The following is a 26,127-nucleotide window of genomic DNA, read 5'->3' as shown; positions in this document are numbered from 1 at the left end:
TCCTCGTAGACCGCAATCGGGCCGTACTCCCTGGGGAGACGGCCCGATTGGTATATCTGCGGTGCGGTGGTCAGCCGAGGGTTGCGGACTTGATGACGACGGCGTCGAGCGGCACGTCCTGGTGCATGCCCGCGGAGCCGGTGGCCACGCCCGCGATCTTGTCGACCGCGTCCGTTCCGTCCACGACGGCGCCGAACACGGTGTAGCCCCAACCGGACGGGGTGGGCGCTGAGTGGTTCAGGAAGTCGTTGTCGGCGACGTTGATGAAGAACTGCGCGGTGGCCGAGTGCGGGTCGTTGGTGCGGGCCATCGCGACCGTGTACTTGTTGTTCTTCAGACCGTTGTTCGCCTCGTTCTGGATGGGGGCGCTGGTGCCCTTCTGGCGCATGTCGGGCTCGAATCCGCCGCCCTGGATCATGAAGTTCGGGATCACGCGGTGGAAAATCGTGCCGTTGTAGTGGCCGGCGTTCACGTAGTCCACGAAGTTCTGCACCGTCTTCGGCGCCTTGTCCGCGTCCAGCTCCAGGACGATCGTTCCGAAATTCGTCTCGAGATTCACCTTGGTCATACCCACACCTTTCCATTCGCGGGGTAATGGGTCACCAAGTCGGGTCGACTTTCGGGGCGAAAACGACCCTCGGCCCGAAATTCGTCGAATGGAACGCGCGCTTCCGAGACCCGGTGCCGTCCGGTTACCCGCTAGCATTGCGAACCGTGCCCGACGTCGCTACCGCTGTCTTGACGAAGCCTCCCGCCGCACCCGAAGTCCGACCGAAGGATTTTCGGACGGCGCGAATAATCGCGCTGGTGGCCGGGGTGCTGGGGGCGCTGCTGGCACTGGCCGCGCCGTTCCTGCCCGTCGAGCAGACCACGGCGGTGCTGAAGTGGCCGCAGGGCGGCACGCTCGGCAACGTGCAGGCGCCGCTGATGTCGCAGGTGCCGACCGACCTGCGGGCGAGCATCCCGTGTTCGGCGGTGGCGTCGCTGCCCGCGCAGGGCGGCATGCTGCTGGCGACCGCGCCCCCGCAGGGCGACCGGGCGGCGCTGGAGGCCATCTTCGTGCGTGTCTCCGACACGGCCGTCGACGTGGTGAACCGCAACGCGGTGGTGGCCTCGGCCGAGCGTGAGCGCATGGGCGAGTGCTCCTCGATCGTCATCACCTCCGATCACAACCGCACCTTCGCGGCCTTCGAGGGCATGACGTCGTCGGTCGAGCGCCCCGTGCAGGGCGGCGCGCCGGGGCAGACCGAGACCGTGCGGGTGCCCGTCGAGGGGCAGATGCCCGGTGACTTCCGGCCGCAAGTGGTCGGCGTCTTCACCGACCTGAAGGGCGCGGTGCCCGCCGGTCTGTCCTTCGACATGACCGTCGACACCCGATTCAGCTCCACCCCGACGCTGGTCAAGATGATCGCGATGATCGCAGCGCTGCTGTGCACGCTCGTCGCCCTCGCCGCGCTGGCCCGCCTCGACAGCAGCGACGGCCGCGGCCACCGGCGCTTCCTGCCTCGCCACTGGCTGAAGCCGACGTGGGCCGACGGCGCGGTGATCGGCACCCTGCTGCTGTGGCACTTCGTCGGCGCCAACACCTCCGACGACGGCTACATCCTGAGCATGGTGCGGGTGGCCCCGGACGCGGGCTACATGGCCAACTACTTCCGCTGGTACGGCGTGCCCGAGGCGCCGTTCGGCTGGTACTACTACGTGATCCAGGTGTTCGCGGAGATCTCCACGGCCAGCCCGTGGGTGCGCCTGCCCGCGCTGTGCTGCGCGATCCTGTGCTGGATGGTGATCAGCCGCGAGGTGGTGCCCCGCCTCGGGCGTGGCGTGCGCACCAACAAGGTGGCGCTGTGGACCGGCGGCCTTGTGTTCCTCGCCTTCTGGCTGCCCTACGACAACGGTCTGCGCTCGGAGCCGATCGTCGCGCTCGGCGCCCTGCTGACCTGGGTCTCGATCGAGCGCGCCATCGCGACCGGTCGCATGCTGCCCGCCGCGGTCGCGGTGCTGGTCGCCGCGTTCACGCTCGCTGCGGCGCCCACCGGTCTGATGTGTGTCGCCGCCCTGCTCGCCGGTATCCGGCCGCTGGTGCGGATCGTGGTGCGCCGTCATCGCGAACACGGCGCGCTGCCGCTGCTCGCGCCCATCGGCGCGGCGGGCTTGCTGGTGTTGACCGTGGTCTACGGCGATCAGACTTTCGCGGGCATCCAGGAAGCGAACCGGGTGCGTCAGGCCACCGGCCCGAACCTGGCCTGGTACGAGGACTACCTGCGCTACTACTACCTGTTCGTGGAGACGGTGGACGGCTCGCTCTCTCGCCGCTTCGCCTTCCTGGTCATGCTGCTGTGCCTGTTCACCACCATGCTGGTGCTGCTGCGGCGCAGGCGGGTGCCCGGCATCGCGAGTGCCCCGACGTGGCGGTTGATGGGCATCGTCCTCGGAACGATCTTCTTCATGATGTTCAACCCGACGAAGTGGACCCACCACTTCGGCGCGTACGCGGGCATCGCCGGTTCGCTCGCCGCGGTCACCGCGGTCGCGGTGTCGGCGAGCGCGTTGCGGGCGCGCAAGAACCGAGCCATCTTCCTCGCGGGTCTGACGTTCGTGCTGGCGATCGCGTTCTCCGGGATCAACGGCTACTGGTACGTCTCCAGCTTCGGCGTGCCGTGGTTCGACAAGCAGATCTCGCTGAGCGGCTACCAGTCGAACACGCTGATGCTGGGTCTTTTCGGTCTCGCGCTCGCGCTGGTGGCCTGGTCCGCGCTGCGTGAGGACTACACCAAGCCGCAGCCGTCGGCGAAGACCGTGCGCGGCAGGCGGATCCGCAAGTTCGCGGCGATACCGCTGACCGTCGTCGCCGCTCTGATGGTGCTGCTCGAGGTGGCGTCGCTGGCGAAGGGCGCCTACTCGCAGTACCCGGCGTACTCGCTGGCCCGCTCCAACTTCGACGCGCTCGGCGGCAACATGTGCGGCCTGGCCAACGACGTCCTGGTGGAGACCGACCCGAACGGCGGACGGCTGACGCCGATCATCGACCCGGCCAACCCGCCCGCCAACGACGACCCGCTCGGGGGCGGCAAGCCGGTGGGCTTCGATCCCAACGGTGTGCCGGACGACCTGTCCGCCGACAGCGTCGAGGTGAAGCCGGGCACCGGCAACACCTCCACTCAGTCGGTCGGCGCGGCCTTCGCCGAAGGCGAGAGCGCGGGCACCGGTGGCGGCCAGGGCGCGCTCGGCGTGAACGGCAGCACCGTGGCGCTGCCGTTCGGCCTCGACCCGGCGACGACCCCGATCATGGGCAGCTACCAGGAAGGTGTGCAGCAGCCCGCCGCACTGACCTCGAGCTGGTACCAGCTGCCCGCGCGATCTGCCGACCGCCCGCTGGTGGTGATCTCGGCCGCCGGACGCATCATGTCCTTCGACGACACCGGCGCGATGAAGTACGGCCAGTCGCTGACAGTGGACTATGGTCGCACCCAGCCCGACGGAAGCGTGGAGAAGCTTGGCACGTACCTGCCGCGCGATATCGGCCCGTTCCCGTCCTGGCGCAACCTGCGGGTGCCGCTGGACGAGATCGCGCCGGACGCCGACGTGGTGCGCATCGTCGCCGACGACCGGATTCTGATCGGTGACCAGTGGCTGGCGTTCACCCCGCCGCGGATGCCGAAGCTGAAGTCGCTCAACGACTTCCTCGGCTCCGAGCAGCCGATCCTGCTGGACTGGGCCGTCGGCCTGCAGTTCCCGTGCCAGCGGCCGTTCTACCACGAGAACGGCGTGGCCGAGGTGCCGAAGTTCCGCATCCTGCCGGACCGTCCGCTGGCCATCAGCTCCACCAATACCTGGCAGGCCGAGGAATTCGGCGGCCCGCTCGGCTTCGCGCAGATGCTGGCCAAGTCGACCACCATGCCGACCTACATGAAGAACGACTGGGCGCGCGACTGGGGTTCGCTGGAGCGCTACGACCAGTACGACTCGACCGCCAAGCCCGCCCGTCTCGAGACCGGCACCACGAACCGTTCCGGTCTGTGGTCGCCGGGGGACATGCGGGTGTTCTGACCGATCCCGGAAACTAGGCAGGGCCGTGCCGTCAGTGAGGATTCACCGACGCACGGCCCTGTGCGTTTTCGGGGGACGTAGTAGGAGCGGTTTCGGACAGTCTCGTAGACACGGCTTTTCGGCTTTCGCCGGGTAGCCGCGGGTGGGTTTTCTCGGTTTCGGCTCAGACCTCGAGCATGCGGCGCCCGAGTTCGCGGCGCAGGACCTCCTGGGAAGGGAGGCGGCCGAGTACCCGCTGCACCGCAGGGCGTATTTCGCGCTTTTCCTCGTCGGTGAGCAGATCGACGAGATCGCGCAGATCCATGTCATCGAAGGCTGCTGTCATACCCACAAGATTACGGTCCGAACGCGTCCTCGTCTCGTATTCGAATCATCGGTTACGGAGGTGTCACCTTACCGAAACCGAAAGTGTGTCAGGAGGTTTCGCGGACGGCCCGAGGCGCGGAGTAGCCGTCGGGCGGCGGTTCGAAACCGACCGTCCAGCCTCCCTGCCGGTAGGCGACCGCCGACCCGTTCGGCGTCGAACTCTCCGTCGTCCCGGCGGATTCGCGGCCGGGACGACGGAGTGAGGGCGGCGTCCGCTCAGCGCACCCGGATCGGGTCGTCCTTCGCGATCCCGCTGCGCGTGACCTCGGTGACGCCGATCTCCGCGGGCACGGCATCCGGGGCGTAGGGCGTGAACTGTTCCAGCGAACCCCAATCCCTGGCCCAGTCGTGATCCAGGTAGCTCGGCACCGACTCGGCCTTCAGCAGTAGCCCGGTCCAGCCGAGGGGGCCGCCACCGATGTCGTCCTGCCAGGCGTTCGAGGCGTCGGAGCCGACCCGGTCGGGCAGGATGCGCCACTTCGGCGCCTCGGCGACGCCGTCGTGGTGGTCGAACGGCCGCTGGCACGGGAACGCCAGCCCGACGTGCCAGTCCAGCAGCACCGGATCGGTCTGCCCGACAATCGAATTCAGGGTCGCCAGCCGGGGCAGGCGCGGCGGGGTGACGGCCAGCCACTGCTTCGAGGTGATGTCGTTGTCGACCGCGACAAGGCGCACCGCGTTCGCTTCGGCGGGCAGCTGATCCAGCGGCACCCGCAGGTTGCGCCAGGACGGCGCAGGGCCGATGTCGACCGGTTGCACCGACCCGAGCTCGGTCACCGCGCCGTCGGGGCCGCGAGTGCCGTACTCCAGGCGCAGTTCCTGGCCGTAGGTGACCACGCCGTCGGCGTCCACCGACCTGATCCGGCCCGCCGCGGTGATGGCGAGCAGCCGGTAGGCGGGGTCGTGGCGCATGCTGTCGGTGAGGTCGAGGCGGTACCACTGGGAGGTCAGCGACGACTGCTTCTGCTCGTCCTCCTGGTGGGAACCCATGACCGGGGTGCGCGCGGGATCGAGCCCGAACGGCAACGCCACGGTGCTCCCGTTGATGCCCGCCTGCGCGGTGGAGCCGCCGCCGGTGCCCGCGCCGGTGGTGTTGGTCGTCTTGTTCTTCGAGTCCTTGTCGACCGTGTTCGCGCCGCCCGTGGTGGTTTCCTCCGCGTCGGCGGTCAGGTCGCTCGCGACGCCGTTGGGGGAGAAGCCCTTCGACTCGGCGTTCAGGCCGTCGGCGGGCGCGCCCTCGTAGGGCAGCAGCAGCGAGTCGGCGGTGTCGGTCTCGACGAGCACCTCGTCGGCCAGCGCGCACGGATTGCCGCGCAGCGACTCGACATTCGACTTGGCGATCGAGTACGCCGGGTACTGGGTGGCCGCGGCCTTGGCGAGCGAGGCGAACTCGAACAGCACGAGCAGCGCGGCGGCGATGGTCAGCGGCGCGGACGCCAGCTTGTCGAAGCCATTGGCGGCCGTGGTCTTTTCGCGCTTGTAGGGCTCACGGTAGTGGCACCAGAGCGCGACGAGCAGCGCGACGCCTGCCAGGCCGAGGAACAGCGTCGAGATGCCCTTGCCCGCCACCAGCGGCGCCTTGTCCCACCACGGCACGCCGTAGCTGGACACGTACCACCAGCCGTTGGAGCCGGTGAAGGTGATCGCGAGCAGGAACAGCACCGCGGACGCGAACAGCGCGCGGTTGCGCGCGGAGCGAATCGCCGCGGTGCCCACCGCGACAGCGGCCAGCGCCGCCAGCGATCCGGCCAGTCCGGCGTACACGCCGAAGTGGTGGGTCCACTTGGTCGGCGTGAACATCATCAGCAACAGCGACGCGAACACGATGCCGAGGATGCGCACCGAAGGCCCGCGCGAGGTACCGGGGATGCGCCCCTTGCGCAACACCTGGAGCACGCAGACCAGCAGGCACAGCAGCATGATCAGCACGCCGAAACGCCGGGACAGCGAGCCGTCCGGCGCGAGCATCAGCAGCGAGTCCCAGCGGGTGCGCTCGTCGAACCAGGCCACGTTGGGGCCGACGAGGGTGCGCACGCGGGTCGCCTCCATGACCGTGGCCAGCGTCTGGTCCGCGAAAACCGCGATGAGCACCAGTGTTCCGGCCGCGAGACCGGGAAGCAGCACCGCCGCATAGCGGAAGACCTTGGTGCCCAGGGTGTCCGTGGCCGAACCGCGCGCCCGCTTGACGATGATCTCCAGCACCGGCCGCGATCCGGCGATCAGAGCGGCGACGCAGATCAGGCCGGTCGGTCCCGCCGCGAGCGAGAATCCGGCGATGAGCACCGCGACGGCGGCGGGGAGCAGCCTGCCGGTGGCGATGGCGCGCTCGATGGAGCACCAGGTGAGCAGCGCGCCCGCGGCGATCAGCGGTTCCGGGCGCAGTCCGTTGTCGTAGGGCAGCCAGAACGCGAGGAAGACCAGTCCCGCGGTCCACAGCGCGACCCGGTCGCGGCGCACCCGGGCGCCGAGGCGCGGCAGCACCTCGCGGCTGATCACCAGCCAGCAGACGATCCCGGCGAGCAGCGTGGGCAGGCGCATCCACGGGCTGGCGTCGGAGATCTTCGTCATCCAGGCCAGCACCTCGTAGGACCAGCCGAACGGCGCCTCCGGCACCGCGAACCAGCGGTAGTAGTTGGCCATGTAGCCCGAATGGTCCGAGGCCCTCGCCATATTGAGGATGTAGCCGTCGTCGGAGGTGTTCGCGCCGATGACGTGCCAGACCACCAGGGTGCCGAGCACCACGGCGTCGGCGGGGGTGAACCGCCACCAGTGCGCCGGCAGGAAGCGGCGGGCCCGCCTGCCGTCGCCGGTGTCGAGCAGGTGCAGTGCGACGAGCGCGACGATCGTGCAGACCGCGGCCGCGATCATGGCGGCCAGCTTCAGTGCGCTCGGCGTGGAGGAGAACCGCGAGTCGATGTCGGCGTGCAGCCGGGCCTCGCCGAGCTGGTCGGTGGTCAGGTCGCTGAAGACGCCGACCACCTGCGGGCGGATGTCGCGATCGATCGTGTTGCGGAAGGCGGTGCCGTCTTCGCGCTGCACGCCGGTGAATTCGACGGTGGTCGCGGCCGCGGTCGAGACGATCTCGATCCCGCCGCAGGACCCGATCTCGGCCACCGGCGCGGACAGCAGCGGGATGTCGCGTTGCAGCACCGAGAGCGTGCCGTCGGTCACCGCGACCACCAGGCCCTTGGGGCTGGCCTGGCCGGAGGCGACCGGGATGGTGGACAGCAGCGCGCCCGCGCCGGACTGGAGCGTCGAGCACGGCAGCGTCGCTTCCAGCCGCAGCGGCACGTACGACACCAGTGGCGCCTCCACGTCGACCGCGCCCGGCTGGGGCCAGTCCAGCGTCGCCCGGTCCTGCTCCACCGGCAGCACCGGTGTGAGCAGCGCCAGCACGAATCCGAGAAGTCCGGAGACGAGGGCGATCAGGCGGTATCGGGTGAACGCTCGAGTAGATCGGTCCGGTCGCACGGTCGTTCATGCTATAGACCCCGCGTTCGTGACTCTCGGCACCGCGGGCACGGTGCATCCCCGGCCGGGTTCACGGGGCCGGGCTGGTTCAGCGCAAGTCGTGCACGTCCCAGATCCACACGTCGTCGACGCGGGTCGGCGCGAAGCCGAGCAATCGGGTGACGGTGCTGGTCAGCGCCTCGGAGTTCGTCGTGGCAGGCAGCACGAGCACGTCCGCCTGCCAGAACCGCAGATCCGCCAGCGCCGCGGCGCGTTCCTCGGCGCCGATCGGCGGCACGGCGCCGGTGTCCAGCGCTTTCACCAGCAGTGCCGCGGTCTGCCTCGCCTCGGGGCCGTAGCTGCCCTTCTTCTCGACGCCCGTCGGTCCGACGAAGTAGCCGCCTGCCAGCGGGAAGCCGAAGTTCGCTTCGGCCTGCCAGCGCAGCGCCCGCGCGTCGGGCGGCCGGGGCGGGGGAATCACGACCACCGAACCGTCGCGCACGTACCGCTGCACCGCGCCGTCGGTGAAGAACCGCGGTGTGGCCGCGCGCTCGGTCACGGGCAGGACCGTCGGCGTCAACGGCAGCAGCGCGAAGGTCAGCGCCGCGAACCAGGCCAGCGGCTTCCAGTCCGTCGCCGACTGCTTCCACGACGCGGCGGCGCGGTCCGAGGCGATCGCGAACACGGCGGCGATCGCCGGGACGGCGGCCATTGTCAGCCGGGTCTCCAGCACCGAACCGAGCAGCGGGATCTTCTCCGCCAGTGCCCACGGCAAGGCGACGCCGGTCGGTTGCTTGCCGATGGTGGCCACCGCTCCGAGCGAGAGCACGCCGAACACCGCGATCACCGCCGCCGCGGCGCGGACCACCCGGTCGCGCCAGAGCAGCGCCACGGTGGCGCCCAGCACCAGCAGCAGCGGCCAGCCGAAGTACGCGTTCTGTTCGGTCTCGTTGATGGCCACGTATTGACCGGGGGCCCACGCACCGCCGAGGGATTCGGACGGGAACTGCACGAGGGTCTTCAGGTCGTTGCCCATCTGGCCGTGGTCGATGGAGTGATAGCTCTGCGGTCCGAAGAACTGCCACCACAGCGGGATCGCGGTGAGCAGCAGCGTGAGGCCCGCGGCCGCGGCGATCGTCGGGACCAGTGCGCGTAGCACTTGCGCGCCCTGCGGCGGCTCGTGCAGGTGGTAGACCACCGCGAACAACCCGAACGCGAGCGCGAAGATCAGCAGCGGTTCCTCGCCGAGCGCGATCTGCGATGCGACGAGCAAGGCCAGCACGATCGCGTCCCGAACCCGGTTGCGCGGCGCGGCCTGCGCATCGAGCGCCGCGCGCGCCATCCGGATCAGCAGGCCCGCGATTACCGGCAGCAGCGCCAGCGCGACGAAGTTCGGGTGCGCGTTGGCGTGCGAGATCATCGCGGGGGCGAAGCCGCAGAACAGGCCGCCGATCGCCGCCGCCATCCGCGAGCTCACCAGCTCGCGCGCGAACAGCCGGTACCAGGCGTAGGCCGTCGCGGCCAAGCCGAGGGTGAGGACCAGCACGAACGTGACCGTCGGCCCGAAGAGCAGGGTGACCGGGGTGAGCGGGACCCCGACACCGAACATGGCCGTGTTGGCCATCATGTTCACCCCGGCGGGGAAGTTCTGGAGGTTGGTCCCGAGCGGGCTCTCCAGGTGCGCGACCGAGTGCGCGGTCACCGCGAAGAACCACTCCCACATGGTCTGGTCCTGACCGCTCTTGATCAGGTAGCCGCCGCCGGTATCGCGCCACTGTCCGGAGAGCACCGCGGTGGCCAGCGCCAGGTAGGCGCAGCCGGCGAACAGATCCGCCCGGTGGACGCGCAACCGTGCGATCGCGGGGCGCTCGAGCAGTCCCGGCCTGACGGCCGTGGTACCTCCCGCCGATCGCTGTGTCGTCTCCCGATCGGCGCTGTCCAACTGCACGCGCGAACTCTCCCTCTGTCCTGCCGGAAATCAGCCGCCCACGGTAACGCCGGAGACCGAGAGCGAGCGCTCACCGAGCCCGTGCGGAACCTGGCAACAAGAGTTCGGTTATCCACAAACGGCCGCGTCGACACATTTGCCTCGCGGGCGGGCTCGTGACCTGCGGGTTTCCCGCCGGGCTCTCAGTGCCGGACGGTGACCAGGGTGAAGGGGCCGATGTCGGTGGTGGTGAAGGCCGGGTCCTCGAACAGCTGCTTCGGGAAGCTCACCGTGTAGCGCTTCACGTTCGGGTCGTTCGGGTAGACGTCCTCGGCCAGGCGCAGCGTGTAGGCGTCGGCGCCGCGGCGGAACAGGAAGGCATCGGGCGCGCGCCACGGGCTGCGCGCCATCGCGTCCAGCAGCTGCGCGGGCGAATCCAGCGTGCTCCAGTCCTTGATGGTCGCCGCCCGGCCGGGGAAATCGGCGAGCTGGTTCGCGTAGTGCGAGGTGAGCGCCTGGAAACCCCAGTAGGGATAGAAGGAAAGGAAACTGGTGTCGGCGGTGAGGACGACCGTCTCGTCGCGCGGGCGGCCGGTCTGGGCGAGCAGCGCCGCGTCGATCTCGCGGTAGTAGGAGACCGCCGACGGCGGGCGCTTGTCGGCGCGGTTGCCGTCGCCGTCGGTGTCGGTGTAGGCGGTGGTGATCTCCGGTGCCAGCACGTGCGGAATGTCCTGGACGAAGGCGAGCGCACCGACGATCGCGAGCGCGACGACGGCGACCCGGAATCGTGCGGGCTCGTTGAACGCCTGGTACGCGGCACGCGCGCCCTCCACGAAACCGAACGCGCCCGCGGCCGAGAGCAGCACGAGCAGCGGCGCCTCCAGGCGGAACGACAGCAGGGTGGTGCCCGCGGCCGTCGCCAGCATGGACAGCAGCGTCCACAGATAGATCGCCACCACCCCGAGACCGAGCGCCTGCGCGCGCCGCGACGAGCCCGCGCGCACCACCAGCCATATGGTGCCGATCAGGCACAGTCCGCCGAGCAGCGTGAACTCGGTCATCGGGAGCGGAAGCTGCGCGCCCGACTCCGGAAGGTAGTGCAGTGCGGTGCCGGAACTCGGGGTCTTCGTGGTGAGTGACTTCAGCAGGTACGGGCCCCAGCACACCAGCGCGATCAGGCCGGAGATCGCGGCGATCGCCAGCAGGCGCACCAGTGGCGGCACCGCGGCACGCCACGCCGGTCCGGACGGAACGGCCAACGGCGCGGTCGCCGCCCGGCGCGCGGCCTTCGGGTGCTGCGCGGCCCGGCGCTGGTACACCTCGGCGCCCGCGGCCACGAGACCCATCAATGCGATCGCGAAAGCGGCCACCAGGAAGTACAGGGTGTAGAACGTCGCGGCGACGCCGAGGAACACACCCGCCCCGACGACTGCGCCCCATCCTCCGGCGGTCCGCGGAGTGCGCGGTGCGCCCGGTGCGGCCTCGGTTCCGGCCGGAGCATCCGCCGCGACCTGATCCGCGCCTACAGGGTCGGCTCCGGCGCGTGCAGCGTCCTCGGCCGGAGCATTCGCCGCGAGCTGACCCGCGCCGATCCCACCGCGTGCGTTCGGCGGGTTCGCGACGTCCACGGGGTTGGCCCCGGCGCGTGCCGCGTCCTCGACCGGCCGGTAGAGCGCGCCCCAGGCCAGCACCATCGCGGGCGGCAGCAGCAGCACGATCACCGCGCCGTACGCCTCCGGCGAGGCGTAGGTCAGGGCCACCGCGGTCGTCGTGGCCGTCACCGCCACGGCCCAGTCGGCGCGGATCAGCTGCGTCCACAGCACAAGGGCCAGCACGGCCGCCACGGCCAGCGACCCGATCGCATACGGCTTGAACGCCTCCCAGCCGTCCATCCCCAGCACGTTCGCCACGCGCCCGCCGACCCAGAACCACCCGGCCGGATAGAACGGCGGCAGATCCACATACGTCATGTCCCGCAGCGCCGCGCTGTCGGTGAGCCGTGTCAGGTATTCGGTGCGGAACTCCTGATCCACCGACACCCCGAACAGATACAGCTTCGTCGCCGCGAGCGGCATCCCGAGCGTCACCGTGACGAACGTCGAAATCCCCACCCAGGACAGCACTTTCGCCACCCACGGCCACCGGTGCACCCGCAACAGCCAGACCGCGGCGATCAGCATCGCCGCCGCCCCGACCTGCCCCACCGTCGTCAACGCCCGAGTCACATTGGAGGAGTTGAACGCAGGCCAGTCCACCAGCGAAAACGCCACAAGCCCAACCGCGGCGACAACCGCCGCCACCATCGCGGCCAGCAGCCCTTCGCCGAGCCCGCCCCCCACCTGCCGCAGAACCAGCGACATCCGCCCCGGTCTGGTCGCGGTGCTCTGTTCCGTGACAGTGGTGCTCATAGCGCCTCCGGTTTCAGTAGTCGGCTCCGCGCTCGGTATGCACCGACCGCCGCCGCGGATTCGCACCGCACGCTAACAAACTCACCCCACCGAGGCCGGGGAGCGGTCCCGGGGTGACTGGCCGGAACGAGAACTGCCGCGGCATCGGGGATGGCGCGGCAGTTCTGGTTCGAGGCAAGGCTCAGAGAGGGAGTTTGCGGAAGATGGGGCGGGGGATGTGGCGCAGGATGGACATCAGGAAGCGCACGGGGCCGGGGGCCCAGATGAGTTCCTTGCCCCTTTCGGAGGCGGAGACCGCGAGTGCCGCGACGTCTTCCTTGTCGACGGTGAAGGGGGCTTCCTTCGCGCCGGTGGCCTTCCAGTGGTCCAGGGTGGCCGTGGTGCGCACCTGGCCGGGGCGGATGACGAGGACGCGCGGGCCGAAGGGGCGCAGCGCCTCGCCGAGGCCGAGGTAGAAGCCGTCCAGACCGGCCTTGGTCGAGCCGTAGACGAAGTTGGAGCGGCGCACCCGCTCGCCTGCCACCGAGGACATGGCGATGATGCGTCCGAAGCCCTGCGCCTTCATCTTCTCGCCGACCAGCACGCCGACGGAAACCGCCGCGGTGTAGTTGATCCCGGCGACCTGCACGGCCTTGCGCTGGTCCTGCCACAGCTGTTCGGCGTCGCCGAGCACGCCGAAGGCCACGATGGCGACGTCCACGTCACCGCCGGACCAGGCCGCGTCGATCACCTTCGGGTGCGAGTCGGTGTCGAGCGCGTCGAAATCGACGACCTCGACCTTGCTCGCGCCCGCGGCCTCCATCTGGGCCACCGCGCCCGCGCGCAGCGGATCGTTGGGCAGGGTCGCGAGGACGATCCGCGCCGGCCCCTTCTTCAGGTACTCGGCGCAGATCGCCAGCCCGATCTCCGAGGTACCGCCCAGCAGCAGGATGGTCTGCGGGTTGCCTACGGCATTGATCACTGAAGCTCCAGCCTTCTCGCCATGTCGGACATGAAAACGCCTGTGGGATCGACACTCCGGCGGACCTTGATCCACTCGTCGATCCGCGGGTACATCTTGTGGAAGGTCTCGGCCGTGGTGCGCGAGTCCTTTCCGGTGTAGAGCCGCCCGCCGAATTCGAGCACCCGGCGGTCCAGATCGGTGACGAACTCGTTGAGGCCCGCCGAGATCGGGAAGTCGACGCAGATGTTCCAACCGGGCATCGGGAAGCTCAGCGGCGCCTGGTTACCCGGGCCGAAGAGCTTGAAAACATTGAGGAACGAGTAGAACCCGGACCGCTGGATGTCGATGATGATCCGCTTGAACTCGTCCACCGACTCCGGCGGCACCACGAACTGGTACTGCAGGAAGCCGTTCGAGCCGTAGCCGCGGTTCCATTCGCCCAGCATGTCGAGCGGGTGATAGAACTGCGTCAGGTTCTGCACCTTGCCGCGGTAGGTACCCGACTTGCGGTACCAGAGCTCACCGATCGGGGTGAAGGTGTACTTGTTGGCCAACCCGTTCGGGAACACGTCCGGCAGCGTGAAGAACGTCTTGCCGTTGAACCGCAGCGGGTCCTTCTGCAACTTCTTCGGCAGCTCGTCCAGCTTGGCCAGGTTGCCGCGCGAGATCGCGGCCCGGCCCAGCTTGGGTTCCGGGCTGATCGCGTCGAACCACGCCGAGCTGTACTCGTAGCGGTCCTCGGAGCCGTCGCTGTGGAAGGCGATGGTGTCGTCCAGGGTGGGCGTCACGTCACCGTCGGCGATGAAGTACGCGGTCTCGGTCGGCGTCATCTCGATGGTCGCGCGCAGGATGATGCCGGTCAGGCCGCAGCCGCCGATGGTGGCCCAGAACAGCTTGGCGTTCTTCTTCGGCGTGATGTGCTGCACGGTGCCGTCGGCGGTGAGCAGCTCCATCGAACGCACGTGGTTGCCGAAGCTGCCCGCGCTGTGGTGGTTCTTGCCGTGGATATCGGAGCCGATCGCGCCGCCGATGGTGACCTGTCGCGTGCCGGGCAGGACCGGAACCCACAGGCCGAACGGCAGCGCGGCCTTCATCAGCTGGTCCAGGTTCACGCCCGCGTCCACGTCGACCATGCGGGTGTCGCGGTCGATGCGGTGGATCTTGTTCAGCGCGGTCATGTCGACGACCAAGCCGCCCGCGTTCTGGGCGTTGTCGCCGTAGGAACGGCCGAGGCCGCGGGCGATCACGCCGCGGCGTAGGTGGTCGGGCTTGCCGTCGTTGTCCTCGGCGACCATGGCAACGGCCTTGGCGATCACTTCCGGATCGCTGGTCGAGAGCACTTCGGCGGACGTTGGCGCGGTGCGACCCCACCCGGTCAGTGCCTGGGTCCGGGTCGGTAGCGCGAAGCCGTTGGCGCTCGCAGCGCCGTTGTCGGTGCTACCTGCGGTCCCGCTGTCACCGTTCGTCGTGGTGGCGGTCGAAGCTTTCGTGGACATCGGCATAGAGGCTACAGGCATGACGGCGCGAGGGGTCGTTGTCTCCGTACTCATCAGTATGGGATCGGTCTCTCGCCGCGGTGCGTACCGCCGGTCACGCGTACCTCCGCGTTTGCTCGGGCCGTGCTCGGCCCGACGACGGACGGCGTCCGGACGCGCCGGTTACGCTCTTGCGCGTGCAAGCCGAACCACACCTGCCGCTCCCGGTCGAACTGCCGTTGGTCGACGAACCTGGCGGTACCGATGTCGACCTGAAGACGCAGATCATCCGGTTCACCTTGACCGGCGGCCTGTCGGCGATCGTGGACTTCGGGCTGTACGTCCTGCTGTTGAACGTGCTCGGCCTGCCCGTCTCGGTCGCCAAGTCCATCGGCTTCATCGCGGGCACCACCACGGCCTACCTGATCAATCGCCGGTGGACCTTCAAGGCGCCGCCGAGCCGCGCCCGTTTCGCCGCCGTGGTCGCGCTGTACGCCACGACCTTCGCCGTGCAGGTCGGCATCAACCAGGTGCTGTACTACGCGATCGGCGAGCAGTGGTGGCGGGTGCCGCTGGCGTTCGTCGTCGCGCAGGGCACCGCGACCGTCATCAACTTCGTCGTACAGCGCCTGGTGATCTTCAAGATCCGCTGAGGCGCCGCGCGCCGCTCACCTGGCCAGTGCGGGGGCTGAGTTGGGCACGTCCGCGAGTTCGGCGCGGGCCTGTGCCTTCGCGCCGAAGTAGTCGCCGCCCTTTGCCCGCATGTTGTCCGTGCCCCAGTCCCGCTGCTCGCGCTCCGCGGGGGCGAGGTGCGGAATGTGTTTGCGGCAGTGGATGTAGGCCTCTTCGACGTCGACCACGACCCAGAGTTCCGCGGCCCTTCCCTTGACGTTCGAGGGGAGGTCGGGAACGCTGCGCCGCAGCGTCGCGTCCTCCACGATGCGGGCCGAACCGTTGATGTGCAGGCCGATGAGATCGCGCACGAAATCGATTAGCAGGATGCCTACGTGCGGATTCTCCAGAATGTTGCCGAGACTGGCCATGACGCCGTTGCCTCGGTATTCGGGGTAGGCCACCGTGCGCTCGTCGACAACGTGCAGAAACCCAGGAGGACCGGCGCGGAAGCTGTTGTCGCATTCGCCGTGTTTGTCGGCGGTGGCGACGAACGCCATGTCCATCCTGCCGATGAACTCGATCATGGTCGCATTGAGTCGATCCAGCATCTGATCTGCGTAGAAGCGGTCGGCCCTGTCCTGCGTACCGTACCTTTCCTGTAGTTCGCGCTCGCCATCGCTGCCACAACGTGTACCGGGCATTGCGCCCCCTCTGGTTGCCGGAATCCGGGGTACCGCGCGACTCGACACTGAACCGCGACTTGACCGAAATCCTGTCCATTTTAATGGGTTCGGGCACGGCAAATCTACGAAACCGCCATCGAGGATGCACCGAATGTGGAGTTAGCGCAAGGGTTTCCACGGATTTGCTGAATTCCGACCGGCCGGAATGATTTCCGGCCGGTCGGCGGCGGGCGTCCTCACGCGGGCGTCAGCGTCACCGGAACGCCGTTGAACACCGCATTGCCCGAGGGCACGTCGACCACCGAATCGTCGGTCAGCGCATTGGCATTCACCCCGGCGTTGGCCTTGGCCACCGTCTGCGTGCTGCCGTCGTGGCCCCATCCGTGCGGCAGGCTCACCACGCCGGGCATGATCGCGTCGGTCGGCTCGAGCGGCACGGTCAACGTCCCCGCGGCGGACTTCACCACGGCCTGATCGCCTAGGCCGAGCCTGTTCACGTCGTCGGGGTGGATCTGCAGCGTGCACCGGTTGGACCCGCTCACCAGGGTCGCGACATTGTGCATCCAGCTGTTGTTGGAGCGCAGGTGCCGTCGCCCGATCAACACGAAATCGGGTGCGTCCTCGGCCAGTTTCGCGCGCAGCCTCGCCACGTCCGCCAGCAGTGGAGCGGGGGCGAGCTCCACCCGTTTCGATGCCGTGCGCAGCGCCTCCGGCAGCCGCGGCCGCAGCGGGCCGAGGTCGACGCCGTGCGGGTTGTCGAGCAGTACTTGCAGATTCAGGTCGCCGCCGTTCCACTCGCCGTAGGGCCCGAGCCGCAGCATCAGGTCGATGCGCTGCTCGGTGCTGGTCTCGCCGTGCAGTTCCGGCCTGCGCTCCGGAATGCCGGCCTTGTGCAGCATGCCCGCGATGATCAGCTCGTCCACCATGGTCAGCGGGTCTTGGTCCCCGGTGCCGTTGTGCGGCTTGCCGGTGAGCGCCGCGCCGAGCCGGGCGAGCACGCCTGCCTCCGACGGACGGTCGCCGAGCGGCACCAGCGGGCGCGAATAGCGTGTGTAGTTGCGCACCGCGAACTGGAGCAGCGCGAAATCGTAGTGCGGTGACTGCAGCGGGCGCGGCGGCGGCAGGATGACATCGGCGTGCCGCGTCGTCTCGTTGACGTAGCGGTCCACGCTCACCATGAACTCCAGCCCGGCGAACGCCGCGTCCAGCCGCGTACCGCTAGGCGCGGAGAGCACCGGATTGCCCGCGACCGTCACCATCGCGCGAACCTGGCCCTGGCCCGGCGTGCGGATCTCGTCGGCGAGCGTGGCCACCGGCAGCTCGCCCATGGACTCGGGCAGCTCGCGCACCCGGCTGGTCCAGCGGCCGGTGCGGAACGGCTTGGTGCGGGCGATGCCGCCCGCCGCGGCGGTGGCGAACATGGCGCCGCCCGGCGAGTCCAGATTGCCGGTCAGCACGTTGAGCACGTCGACGAGCCACTGGGTCAGGGTGCCGAACTCGGCTGTGCAGGTGCCGATTCTGGCGTACACGGCCGCGGTCGGGGCGGCGGCCAGCTCGCGGGCGATGCGGACGACGGTCTCGGCGGGCACTCCGGTGCGGGCGGCGACGACCTCCGGTGTGAAATCGGCGGCGACCGCGCGCAACTCGTCCAGGCCCGCCACCTCGACCCGCACGTCGGTCAGTCCCTCGGCGAAGAGCGTGTGCACGATGCCGAACAGCAGGTAGGCGTCGGTGCCCGGCCGGACGAACAGGTGCTCGTCGGCCAGCTTCGCGGTGCGCGTCAGCCGCGGATCCACCACGACGAACCGGCCGCCGCGGCGGCGCAGCGCCTTCAGCCTGCCCGGGAAATCCGGCGCAGTGCACAGCGATCCGTTGGATTCCAGCGGGTTGGCGCCGAGCATCAGCAGGTAGTCGGTGCGGTCCAGATCCGGCACCGGCACGGTGAGCGGATCGCCGAACATCAGTCCGCTGGCTACCTGCTTGGGCATCTGGTCGGCGGTGCTCGCGGAGAACAGATTCTTGGTGCCCAGCGCGCGGATCAGCAGCGGCAGGTACAGCGCGCCCGCCACGGTGTGCGCGTTCGGGTTGCCCAGATACAGTGCGGCCGCCTGGTTCCCGTGCTCGGCGAGGATCGGCGGGAAACGCTCGGCGATGTAGTCGAAGGCCTCGTCCCAGCCTGCGGTGCGCCAGGTGCCGGTCGCCCGATCGCGGATCAGGGGTTCGGTGACCCGGTCCGGATCCTCGTCCAGGTGGCCGAGGCTGGCGCCTTTGGGACAGAGGAAGCCCTTGCTGAAGGGGTCCTGCTTGTCGCCGCGGATCGAGGTGACGTGATCGTCGCGGTCGAGGGTGATCTCCAGCCCGCACACCGCTTCGCACAGCGGGCAGGTGCGCAACAGATTGCGGGAGAGGTCTGTGATCGGGGCCATACCCCATCTTGACCCGGCGGCCGTCCGGAGGGAAGGCAAATTTGCGACATTCTTGGGCAATGTCCCATAGTCGCGAGCCGTGCTGAAGAAACGAGGACGACCGGCATCCGTCGAACGGATGCCGGTCGCTCAGGGCCGGTAGTGCGGGCCGCCCCTACCTCCGGGGGAGTCATCTCAGCAGGCGACGCTGGTCAGCTGCGTGCGGCGCCGGGCGGTGGCCTTCGCGGCCGAGCGCACGGCGGCGCCGATCGCGACCACCGGAGGCACCCAGCGGGCCTCGTGCGGGGCGACGCCCCAGCAGGCCGACCCGGCCGAGAGCTTGCTCGGCGGCAGCGGGATGCCCGCGCCGTCGGTGTACACGGTGGCGCCCGCCTCGCGCAGCGCCTCCAGCGCCATGGCGGCCTTGCGCAGACCGGTGACGAGGTGGATCTCGCGACGGTCGGCGCCGGGGAACTCGATCACCGGGCCGGACAGGTTGTTGGCGCGCAGGAAGCGGCGGACCGCACCGGCCAGCTCGCCGCTGACCTCGATGCCGGAAATCTCGTCATCGGTGATCAAGCAGATCCCGTTGGCCGTTTCGGCGACCGTCCATCCACGCTGGATGTAGTCCTGCGCCGCGGCGTCGATGTCGGCCGCGGAGACGGAAGTCGGAAACGAGGTGCGCACTGTTTTTTCTCCATTCCCCGGTAGATCTGGGTCCTGCGTTCATGGGTCGTATCGAGGGCTGGTGGCCCCGGCGTTACGCGATTCCCGAAAGTTTCTTGAACTGTGGACTACGTCTCATCCGGCGTAGGTCCGGTCGGGGTCTCCGGGGCGCTGACAGGGCCAACTTTCGACCACGCGGCTGTCGGGTCCCTGTGCCGCCGCTGTGAGGTTCCTTGGGGCTGGTTCGGGACGCGAAATGCGGGGAGGATTCGGCGCATGACCGATGAGTCGCGCGGGACGGTGCTGCCCGATCCGGAGGAGTACGAGACCGAATCTCGTTGGATCGCTTGGAAAGAGTCGGCCGCCAGGCGCTTCACCAAAGCGGCCGAGCGCGACGAGGAGCCCGCCGAGCCGTTCCGCAGCCCGCGCGCCTTCCGGCAGTGGAGCGCGGAGACCGCACGCGCCCTGATCGACGTGCAGTTCCACCGGACCGCGACCACCACGCTGCTGCCGCTGGCCTACATGCTCGGCCTCATCTTCGCCTTCGCCGTGCCGATCAGCATGACGGTGTGGATGTGGCAGGTTTCGGCGGTGCTCGGCGTGCTGGCGGGTCTGGTCGCTGTGCCGCTTGGCCTCTCGATCGCCGCCGCCGTGCGCCTGGTGCTGGAATTCCTGGTCAACGCCTCGCGGCTGGCCACTCGGGTGGAGCACATCAGCGAGCTGGCCGACGATCTGTTCCAGGCGCTTTCGGATGTCGCGGAGCCGGTGAACCAGCTCTCCGAGGACGTGCGCGCGGTGCAGTTCTGGCGCTTCGGCAAGCGGGGTTCGCGCAAGTAGGCAACCCGAAAGGGTTTCCATGAAATGACCATGTCGAACCTGATTGTCCCTCTTGAGACATCGGCCTGCCTGGGACAGCAATCCTGCACTATGTCAGTTTCGCTGTGGAACAATGCTGTTCGAGCGTCCGGGAAGGTTCCGGGTGCTCGGTAGGGAGCGTCGGTATCGGCGACACGGGAGGACTCCGCCGTGTCACATCGGCGCCTGGCGCAAGGGGGAAGCATGGCTTTGCCACAAGGAACAACCGGATCGACCATGCCTCGTCGGCAACTCGGCCGACACCTGCGCGACCTGCGCAACCGCGCCAGAATGACCACCAGAACGGCCGCCCAGCAACTGGAATGGTCCGAGGCGAAGATCTGGCGGATCGAGACCGGGCAGACCTCGCTGCGCAGCCTGGACGTCGAGGCGATGTGCAAGATCTACGGCGCCCCCGGCGATCTCGTCGGCCCGCTCACCGCGCTGGCGAAGGAGACCAAGGCCAGGGGCTGGTGGACCGCCTACAGCGATGTGCTCGGCGAGGGTTTCGAGATCTACATCGGTCTGGAGGAGGCGGCGCGCCAGCTGTCCACCTACGAAAACGAGCTGGTGCCAGGGCTTCTGCAGACCGAGGCCTACGCTCGGGCGCTGCTGAGCGCGGCGCGGCCGGACGCCTCGCCCGCCGAGATCGAGCGCCGGGTCCAGTTGCGGCTGACCAGGCAAGCTCTGGTCACCCGCGGTGAATCGCCGGTGCAGCTGGACGTGGTGATCAGCGAGGCGGTGCTGTGGCGGCGCGTCGGTGGCGCAGAAGTGACGGCCGACCAGCTCGACCATCTGCGGCGCATGAGCGACCTGCCGAACGTGCGGATCAAGACGGTGCCGCCGGAGTCCGGGTATCACGCCGGGATGGAGTCGGGCCGGTTCGTGATGCTCGAATTCCCCGAGGGCCGCATGGGTGAGGCGCCCGAGCCGCCGGTGATCTACGTCGAGGCCTTCACCGGCCCGATCTACCTGGACAAGGACAACGAAATCGACCGGTACCGGAAGGCTTTCGCCGACATCAAGTCGGTCGCGGTGGACGCGCGCCAGGTGCTCGACGACGCCCGCGCCGCCCTCGCCTGATCCTCCCGGGAGGCAGGCGCTACCGGCGCTGTCGGACGCGGCCCGTCGAAACTGCGCATGGCCGGAGCGAATGCGGGAGTACGTCTGATCGGCGCTGCCGGACGCAAGTCGTTGCGAGCCTTCGCATGGCCGCGGCGAATGCGGAGGTACGCCTACTGCCAGGTGCGGCCGAGCACGTCGCGGTGCGTAGGCAGCGCCTCGTCGTAGGCCCGCTTCCCCTTCTCCGTCAGGCAGACGAAGATCGCGCGGCGGTCGTCCGAGCACATGCTGCGCTCGACGAGTCCGTCGCGCTCCAGCCGCGCCACCGTGCGGGACAGCGCGCTCTGGCTCAGGTAGATGTCGTTGGCCAGATCGCTCATTCGGTACTTGCCGCAATCGGCGTCGACCAGCCGGTCCAGCGTCTCGAACTCGCTGAGCCCGATCTTGTGCTTGCCCTGCAGGGCTTTCTCCAAGGCGCAGCTGACTACCGCGTGCCGGTCGAGCAGATCGCGCCATTCGCCAACCAGCTCGGTGGGCGCGATGGTGCGCCGAGCGGTGTCAGTGGTCGGCTTCGACATGGCCTCATCTTAGTGGTCCACGCTAATCCATGCAACGGAATTTAATGTTTTGGCATTTAATGCGTGCGCATGTAATGTCCTCCGCATGACTTCACCGGCAACGCTCTCGGCCGCCGCGGCGACCGATCCGACCAGATGGTCCGCCCGGCTCTGGGGCATGCTGATCACCCTCTGCATCGTGTTGTTCCTCGACGGCCTCGACGTTTCGATGATCGGTGTCGCGCTGCCCTCCATCGGCGCCGAACTCGATCTGTCCACCTCGACCCTCCAGTGGCTGGTGAGCGGCTACGTGCTCGGCTACGGCGGCCTGCTGCTGCTGGGCGGACGCACCGCCGATCTGCTCGGGCGGCGCAAGGTCTTCCTCATCGCGCTGGCGGTCTTCGCCGTCGCCTCGCTCTTGGGCGGCCTGGTCAGTGACGGCCCGCTGCTGATCATCACCCGTTTCATCAAGGGCCTTGCCGCCGCGTTCACCGCGCCGACCGGTCTGTCGATCATCACCACCAACTTCGCCGAAGGCCCGGCCCGCAACAAGGCGCTGTCCATCTACACCGTCTTCGGCGCGGGCGGCTACTCCTCCGGCCTGCTGTTCGGCGGCCTGATGACCGGTGTCGGCTGGCGCTGGACCTTCCTGCTCCCGGTGCCGATCGCGCTGGCCGCGCTGGCCGCCGCGTGGGTGCTGGTGCCCAAGGACAAGCCCGCCGAAGAGGGCGGCCACGACATCCTCGGCGCCCTGTTCTCCACCGCCGCCATGCTGCTGCTGGTCTACACGGTGGTCACCGCGCCCGAAGTGGGCTGGGGCTCGGCACGAACCGTCGGTTCGTTCGTCGCGGTGGTCGCGCTGTTCGCCGCCTTCCTCGCCGTCGAGCGCCGGGTCGCGCACCCGCTGGTCCGCCTCGGCATCCTGCGCAAGTCGTCGCTGGTCCGCGCCAGCCTCGCCATCGTGGCGGTCGCGGGTTCGTACTTCAGCTGGCAGTTCATCGTGACCCTGTACATGCAGGAGACCCTAGGCTGGTCGCCGCTGCACCTGGCGCTCGCGCTGCTGCCGGTGGGTCTGCTGGTCTCGCTGTCCGCGGTGTTCTCCGACAAGCTGGTCGACCGCTTCGGCACCGGCCCGATCATCGCGGTGACCATGGTCGTGATGGCCATCGGCTACCTGCTGTTCCTGCGGCTGAACACCGACCCGTCCTACCTGACGGTGATCCTGCCCGCGGTCCTGCTGATCGGCATCGGCTGGATCGGCTTCCCCGCCATCAATATCCAGGCCACCAACGGCATCGATGACGACGAGCAGGGCCTGGCCGCCGGCGTGCTGCAGACCTCCATGCAGGTCGGCGCGGCCATCGTGCTGGCGGTGACCACCGCGATCATCTCCTCGGGCGGGCACAGCGCCTCGCCCGCGGACATGCTCGACACCTACCGTCCCGGTTTGGAATTCGCGGCGGGCGTCGCCATCGTGGGCGCACTGGTCGCCCTGCTGGCTTTCGTTCCGAAGCGCGGCAAGCGGACCCAGGCTGCCGCCGAACCGGAACTCGAACTCGTCGGCTGACCGCAGCGGCCGGCGAAAAATCGGAAGCCACGTCCGGCAGCACGCGCTGCCGGACGTGGCTTCCGGCTTTGTACGGAGAACTCAGGAGAACGGCGGCGCGGCGGCGTCTTTGGGGGACCGCAGGTAGGTCAGCGTCGTGCCGTCGCGGCCCGCCTTCGGCCATTCGATGGCCAACCGGGGGTCGAAAGCGTCCAGGTCCCTGTCGAACTCGGGGGTGTACTCGAGGGAGCACAGGTAGGTGACCGTCGACTCGTCCTCCAGAGAGAGGATCGCGTGCCCGAGCCCTTCGGAGAGGAACACCGAGCGCCGGTCCACGTCGTCGAGCAGCACGCTGTCCCAGCGACCGTAGGTCGGCGAGCCGGGGCGCAGATCGACCACAACGTCCAGGAAGGCGCCGCGCACGCAGGTCACGTATTTGGCCTGGCCGGGTGGGTCTTCGGTGTAGTGGATGCCGCGCAGCACGCCCGCGGCCGAGACCGAGCAGTTCACCTGGTGCAGCTCGAACGGCCTGCCCGTCGCCTTCTCGAACTCGGAAGCCTTGAACGACTCGATGAAGGTGCCGCGCTCGTCCTGGAACCGGCGCGGGGTGACCACCCAGGCGCCGGGCACCGCGAGCTCCCGAATCTCCATGCTCACCAATCCCGTCCGCGTTCCAGCAGGTCGAGCAGGTAGCTGCCGTAGCCGGACCGGACGAGCGGCTCGGCGCGGGCGCGCAACTGCTCGTCGTCGATGTACCCCATCCGCCAGGCGACTTCCTCGGGGACGCCGATCTTCAGACCCTGCCGCTCCTCGATGGTGCGCACGTAGTTGGCGGCGTCCAGCAGCGAGTCGAAGGTGCCGGTGTCCAGCCAGGCGGTGCCGCGGGCCAGCACGTCGACGCGCAGCCTGCCCTGTTCCAGGTAGGCGCGGTTGATGTCGGTGATCTCGTATTCGCCGCGCGCCGACGGCCGCAGCTCGCGGGCGATCTCCACCACGTCGTTGTCGTAGAAGTACAGCCCGGGGATGGCGTAGTTGGACCGCGGGACCTTGGGCTTCTCCTCGATCGACACCGCGCGCCCCTCGGTGAATTCCACGACGCCGTAGGCCGTCGGGTCGGACACCCAGTAGGCGAACACCGCGCCGCCGTCGATCCCGGCGAACCGGTTCAGGCTGGTGCCGAGGCCGGGCCCGTGGAAGATGTTGTCGCCGAGTACGAGCGCGGCGCGCTCGCCGCCGATGTGATCCGCGCCGAGCACGAAGGCGCGCGCGAGGCCGTCCGGCTCGGGCTGCACGACATAGCTGATCGATACGCCGAACCGGGAGCCGTCGCCGAGCAGCCTGGTGAACGCCTCGGCGTCCTCGGGCGTGGTGATCACCAGGATGTCCTTGATGCCCGCGAGCATCAGCGTGGACAGCGGGTAGTAGACCATCGGTTTGTCGTAGACCGGGACCAGCTGCTTGCTCACCCCGCGCGTGATCGGATGCAGCCGGGAACCGGTGCCGCCAGCCAAGATGATTCCGCGCATGCCCTGGAGTCTGCCAGTTCGGCCGCTGTCGGATTCGAGGAGGTTCCGACTTGTGCACGAATTCATCACGAACGTTTCGCCGCCCGGCGCGCCGGGCGATTGATGTTGCATGGATCACATTCGCGTGGTCTTCTGAAAAGCGCTGCGACGTGAGCGACGGGCTCGGAGGCGGTAGCTTGCGTGACCACGCAGAGTCCCGGGAGCGTCGCAAATGTGCGCAGCGTGAGATGTCAGCGTCGACGCTCGCCTTGGCCCCGATTGAATCGGGCTCGGTACCGCTCGGTCGGAGTCGGCGCGCCAAGGTGAGGTAGGTGCGCGATGACAGCGACCAGGGTCGACGACTCCGCCATTGTGATGAATCCGGACGGCCCGAGCGCCGCGGCGCGGCTGCTGCTGGCGACCTGCCGCGGCGTGGTGCGGCCGATGCTGCGGGCGGCCCCGATCACCAGGGCCACCATCCCCGTCGGCGCGTTCGCCATCGACAGGCTGGCCCGGTTGCGCCCCGCCCCGAGCGGCATCGAACGCGAGCAGGTCAGCCTGGGCGGCTTCCGGATGGAGATCGTGCGCCCGTCGGGCGCGGCGCGGGCGATGCGGCACGGCGCGATGCTGTACATGCACGGCGGCGCCTTCGCGGTGTGCGGGCTGGAGACGCACCGGCCGGTCGCGGCCAGCCTGGCCCGGCGCATCGGTCTGCCGGTGGTCAACGTCGACTATCGCCAGCTGCCGGCGGGCGATATCGGCCAGTCGGTCGAGGATTGCCTCGCCGCCTACCGCTGGCTGCTGCGGCACGGCGCCGATCCGGCGCGGATCGTCTTCGCGGGGGATTCCGCGGGCGGCTACCTGAGTTTCGCGACCGCGCTGCGGGCGGTGCAGGAAGGCCTGCCCACGCCCGCCGGGCTGATCGGACTCAGCCCGCTGCTCGACCTGGACTACGCGGCCAAGCGCGAGTACGTCAACGTCGCCCGCGACCCTTACATCCCGCTGTCGGCGCTGGAGGCGGTCGTGAAACTCGGCGCCGAGATCGACGGCGCGCTCGATCCGCTGCTCTCGCCGGTCAACGGCGCGCTCACCGAGCTGCCCCCGGTGCTGATGGTCGCCGCCGAGGACGAGGTGCTGCGCTACGACTGCGAGCTGATGGCGCAGCGACTCACCGCGGCGGGGGTGCCGCACGCGGTCGAACTCTGGCGCGGCCAGGTGCACGCGTTCATGAGTATCGCCCCGAACCTGCCCGAATCCCGGGCGGCGCTCGGCCGGGTCGCGCGCTTCGTACGCACCCGATTCGAGCAGTTGGAACAGGCTCGGACGGCCTGATCACGGTCGGCCGGACGAGTCTTGTCCCGCCCCGGGCCCGCGCCCGGGGCGGGATGCTCGGCGCGCGCCGATTCCTGCGTGACCGAATGCTCACTGCGCCGAGAACGGCGCGGTGATCGTCGTGAAGTACTGGGCGACGGCCGCGATCGCGATGGGCGCGGTCACGAACAGCTGACCGGCCACCGCGCCGAGCGCGCCCACCGCGACGATGCCGCCGAGGCAGCCGACGGCGGCCGCGGGCAGGAACGGCCCGAACAGGCCCGCGATGGTGGCCGCGGCCAC

General features: G+C 69.1%; 19 protein-coding genes and 1 pseudogene. 6 read left to right on the top strand and 14 right to left on the bottom strand.

The genetic code is table 11. The features are described 5' to 3' along the window. Nucleotides 1-70 precede the first annotated feature (70 nt). On the bottom strand, nucleotides 71-568 hold the full coding sequence (locus tag NL1_RS08590; protein WP_067836163.1) for a peptidylprolyl isomerase: 498 nt from the start codon (nucleotides 566-568) through the stop codon (nucleotides 71-73). Between the two features lie 146 nt (nucleotides 569-714). Between NL1_RS08590 and NL1_RS08585 the strand changes: the two genes are divergently transcribed. Continuing rightward, nucleotides 715-4,050 carry an arabinosyltransferase domain-containing protein gene (locus tag NL1_RS08585; RefSeq protein WP_373862535.1) on the top strand — a complete coding sequence of 1,112 codons (3,336 nt, stop codon included), beginning with the start codon at nucleotides 715-717 and terminating at the stop codon, nucleotides 4,048-4,050. A gap of 163 nt (nucleotides 4,051-4,213) precedes the next feature. Here the strand turns inward: NL1_RS08585 and NL1_RS38525 are convergent, their stop codons facing one another. The 6 genes from NL1_RS38525 to dprE1 all read right to left on the bottom strand — a co-directional run bounded on the left by NL1_RS38525 (nucleotide 4,214) and on the right by dprE1 (nucleotide 14,646). Next, nucleotides 4,214-4,375 (bottom strand): hypothetical protein, encoded by a 162-nt coding sequence (locus NL1_RS38525; protein ID WP_169810867.1) that lies wholly within the window; start codon nucleotides 4,373-4,375, stop codon nucleotides 4,214-4,216. A gap of 257 nt (nucleotides 4,376-4,632) precedes the next feature. Beyond that, complete coding sequence (locus NL1_RS08580; protein ID WP_067836161.1) at nucleotides 4,633-7,887, bottom strand: arabinosyltransferase domain-containing protein; 3,255 nt, start codon at nucleotides 7,885-7,887, stop codon at nucleotides 4,633-4,635. An 88-nt stretch (nucleotides 7,888-7,975) separates the two neighbouring features. Next, entirely contained in the window at nucleotides 7,976-9,814 is a 1,839-nt protein-coding gene (locus NL1_RS08575) for a glycosyl transferase (RefSeq protein ID WP_084510405.1), read from the bottom strand. Between the two features lie 182 nt (nucleotides 9,815-9,996). Further along, complete coding sequence (locus NL1_RS08570) at nucleotides 9,997-12,153, bottom strand: arabinofuranosyltransferase (protein ID WP_067836313.1); 2,157 nt, start codon at nucleotides 12,151-12,153, stop codon at nucleotides 9,997-9,999. A 229-nt stretch (nucleotides 12,154-12,382) separates the two neighbouring features. Next, complete coding sequence (gene dprE2, locus NL1_RS08565) at nucleotides 12,383-13,162, bottom strand: decaprenylphospho-beta-D-erythro-pentofuranosid-2-ulose 2-reductase (RefSeq protein WP_067836159.1); 780 nt, start codon at nucleotides 13,160-13,162, stop codon at nucleotides 12,383-12,385. Further along, a complete protein-coding gene (dprE1, locus tag NL1_RS08560; protein ID WP_245673151.1) occupies nucleotides 13,159-14,646 on the bottom strand; it encodes a decaprenylphosphoryl-beta-D-ribose oxidase in 1,488 nt (495 codons plus the stop codon). The genes dprE2 and dprE1 overlap by 4 nt, the downstream gene beginning before the upstream one ends. 170 nt (nucleotides 14,647-14,816) lie before the next feature. Between dprE1 and NL1_RS08555 the strand changes: the two genes are divergently transcribed. Next, nucleotides 14,817-15,272, top strand: a complete 456-nt coding sequence (locus tag NL1_RS08555; RefSeq protein WP_084510404.1) for a GtrA family protein — start codon at nucleotides 14,817-14,819, stop codon at nucleotides 15,270-15,272. Between the two features lie 15 nt (nucleotides 15,273-15,287). On the opposite strand, the gene NL1_RS08550 is transcribed toward NL1_RS08555, so the two are convergent. The 3 genes from NL1_RS08550 to NL1_RS08540 form a co-directional block, all read right to left on the bottom strand. After that, complete coding sequence (locus NL1_RS08550) at nucleotides 15,288-15,935, bottom strand: pyridoxamine 5'-phosphate oxidase family protein (protein WP_067836157.1); 648 nt, start codon at nucleotides 15,933-15,935, stop codon at nucleotides 15,288-15,290. Nucleotides 15,936-16,153: 218 nt separating this feature from the next. After that, complete coding sequence (locus NL1_RS08545; RefSeq protein ID WP_067836155.1) at nucleotides 16,154-18,343, bottom strand: molybdopterin oxidoreductase family protein; 2,190 nt, start codon at nucleotides 18,341-18,343, stop codon at nucleotides 16,154-16,156. Nucleotides 18,344-18,517: 174 nt separating this feature from the next. Continuing rightward, nucleotides 18,518-19,009, bottom strand: coding sequence for a hypothetical protein (locus tag NL1_RS08540; protein ID WP_067836153.1), 492 nt, complete (start codon nucleotides 19,007-19,009; stop codon nucleotides 18,518-18,520). A 255-nt stretch (nucleotides 19,010-19,264) separates the two neighbouring features. Between NL1_RS08540 and NL1_RS08535 the strand changes: the two genes are divergently transcribed. Both NL1_RS08535 and NL1_RS08530 read left to right on the top strand, forming a co-directional pair. Continuing rightward, the gene (locus NL1_RS08535) at nucleotides 19,265-19,825 is read left to right on the top strand and encodes a DUF4282 domain-containing protein (protein WP_067836151.1); all 561 of its coding nucleotides are present in this window, start codon (nucleotides 19,265-19,267) and stop codon (nucleotides 19,823-19,825) included. A gap of 255 nt (nucleotides 19,826-20,080) precedes the next feature. Then, the gene (locus NL1_RS08530; protein WP_245673143.1) at nucleotides 20,081-20,926 is read left to right on the top strand and encodes a helix-turn-helix domain-containing protein; all 846 of its coding nucleotides are present in this window, start codon (nucleotides 20,081-20,083) and stop codon (nucleotides 20,924-20,926) included. Between the two features lie 152 nt (nucleotides 20,927-21,078). Here the strand turns inward: NL1_RS08530 and NL1_RS08525 are convergent, their stop codons facing one another. After that, nucleotides 21,079-21,483, bottom strand: coding sequence for a MarR family winged helix-turn-helix transcriptional regulator (locus tag NL1_RS08525; protein WP_067836149.1), 405 nt, complete (start codon nucleotides 21,481-21,483; stop codon nucleotides 21,079-21,081). Nucleotides 21,484-21,568: 85 nt separating this feature from the next. Here NL1_RS08525 and NL1_RS08520 point away from each other — a divergent pair, with 85 nt between their 5' ends. Then, the gene (locus tag NL1_RS08520) at nucleotides 21,569-23,029 is read left to right on the top strand and encodes an MFS transporter (protein ID WP_067836147.1); all 1,461 of its coding nucleotides are present in this window, start codon (nucleotides 21,569-21,571) and stop codon (nucleotides 23,027-23,029) included. 81 nt (nucleotides 23,030-23,110) lie between these two features. Here the strand turns inward: NL1_RS08520 and NL1_RS08515 are convergent, their stop codons facing one another. Both NL1_RS08515 and rfbA read right to left on the bottom strand, forming a co-directional pair. Continuing rightward, the gene (locus NL1_RS08515; protein ID WP_067836145.1) at nucleotides 23,111-23,659 is read right to left on the bottom strand and encodes a dTDP-4-dehydrorhamnose 3,5-epimerase family protein; all 549 of its coding nucleotides are present in this window, start codon (nucleotides 23,657-23,659) and stop codon (nucleotides 23,111-23,113) included. A 2-nt stretch (nucleotides 23,660-23,661) separates the two neighbouring features. Next, nucleotides 23,662-24,534: a glucose-1-phosphate thymidylyltransferase RfbA gene (gene rfbA / locus NL1_RS08510; RefSeq protein WP_067836143.1), complete on the bottom strand. Its 873-nt coding sequence runs from the start codon at nucleotides 24,532-24,534 to the stop codon at nucleotides 23,662-23,664. Nucleotides 24,535-24,852: 318 nt separating this feature from the next. Between rfbA and NL1_RS08505 the strand changes: the two genes are divergently transcribed. After that, nucleotides 24,853-25,845 (top strand): alpha/beta hydrolase, encoded by a 993-nt coding sequence (locus tag NL1_RS08505; protein WP_067836141.1) that lies wholly within the window; start codon nucleotides 24,853-24,855, stop codon nucleotides 25,843-25,845. A 90-nt stretch (nucleotides 25,846-25,935) separates the two neighbouring features. On the opposite strand, the pseudogene NL1_RS38120 reads toward NL1_RS08505, so the two are convergent. Further along, a pseudogene (locus NL1_RS38120) lies at nucleotides 25,936-26,127 on the bottom strand (hypothetical protein); the annotation flags it as partial.

The organism is Nocardia lijiangensis NBRC 108240 (genome assembly GCF_001613045.1).
GTDB lineage: Bacteria > Actinomycetota > Actinomycetes > Mycobacteriales > Mycobacteriaceae > Nocardia > Nocardia lijiangensis.
The sequence above is the reverse complement of the archived record's forward strand: the minus strand, read 5'-3'. Positions and strand labels throughout refer to the sequence as shown.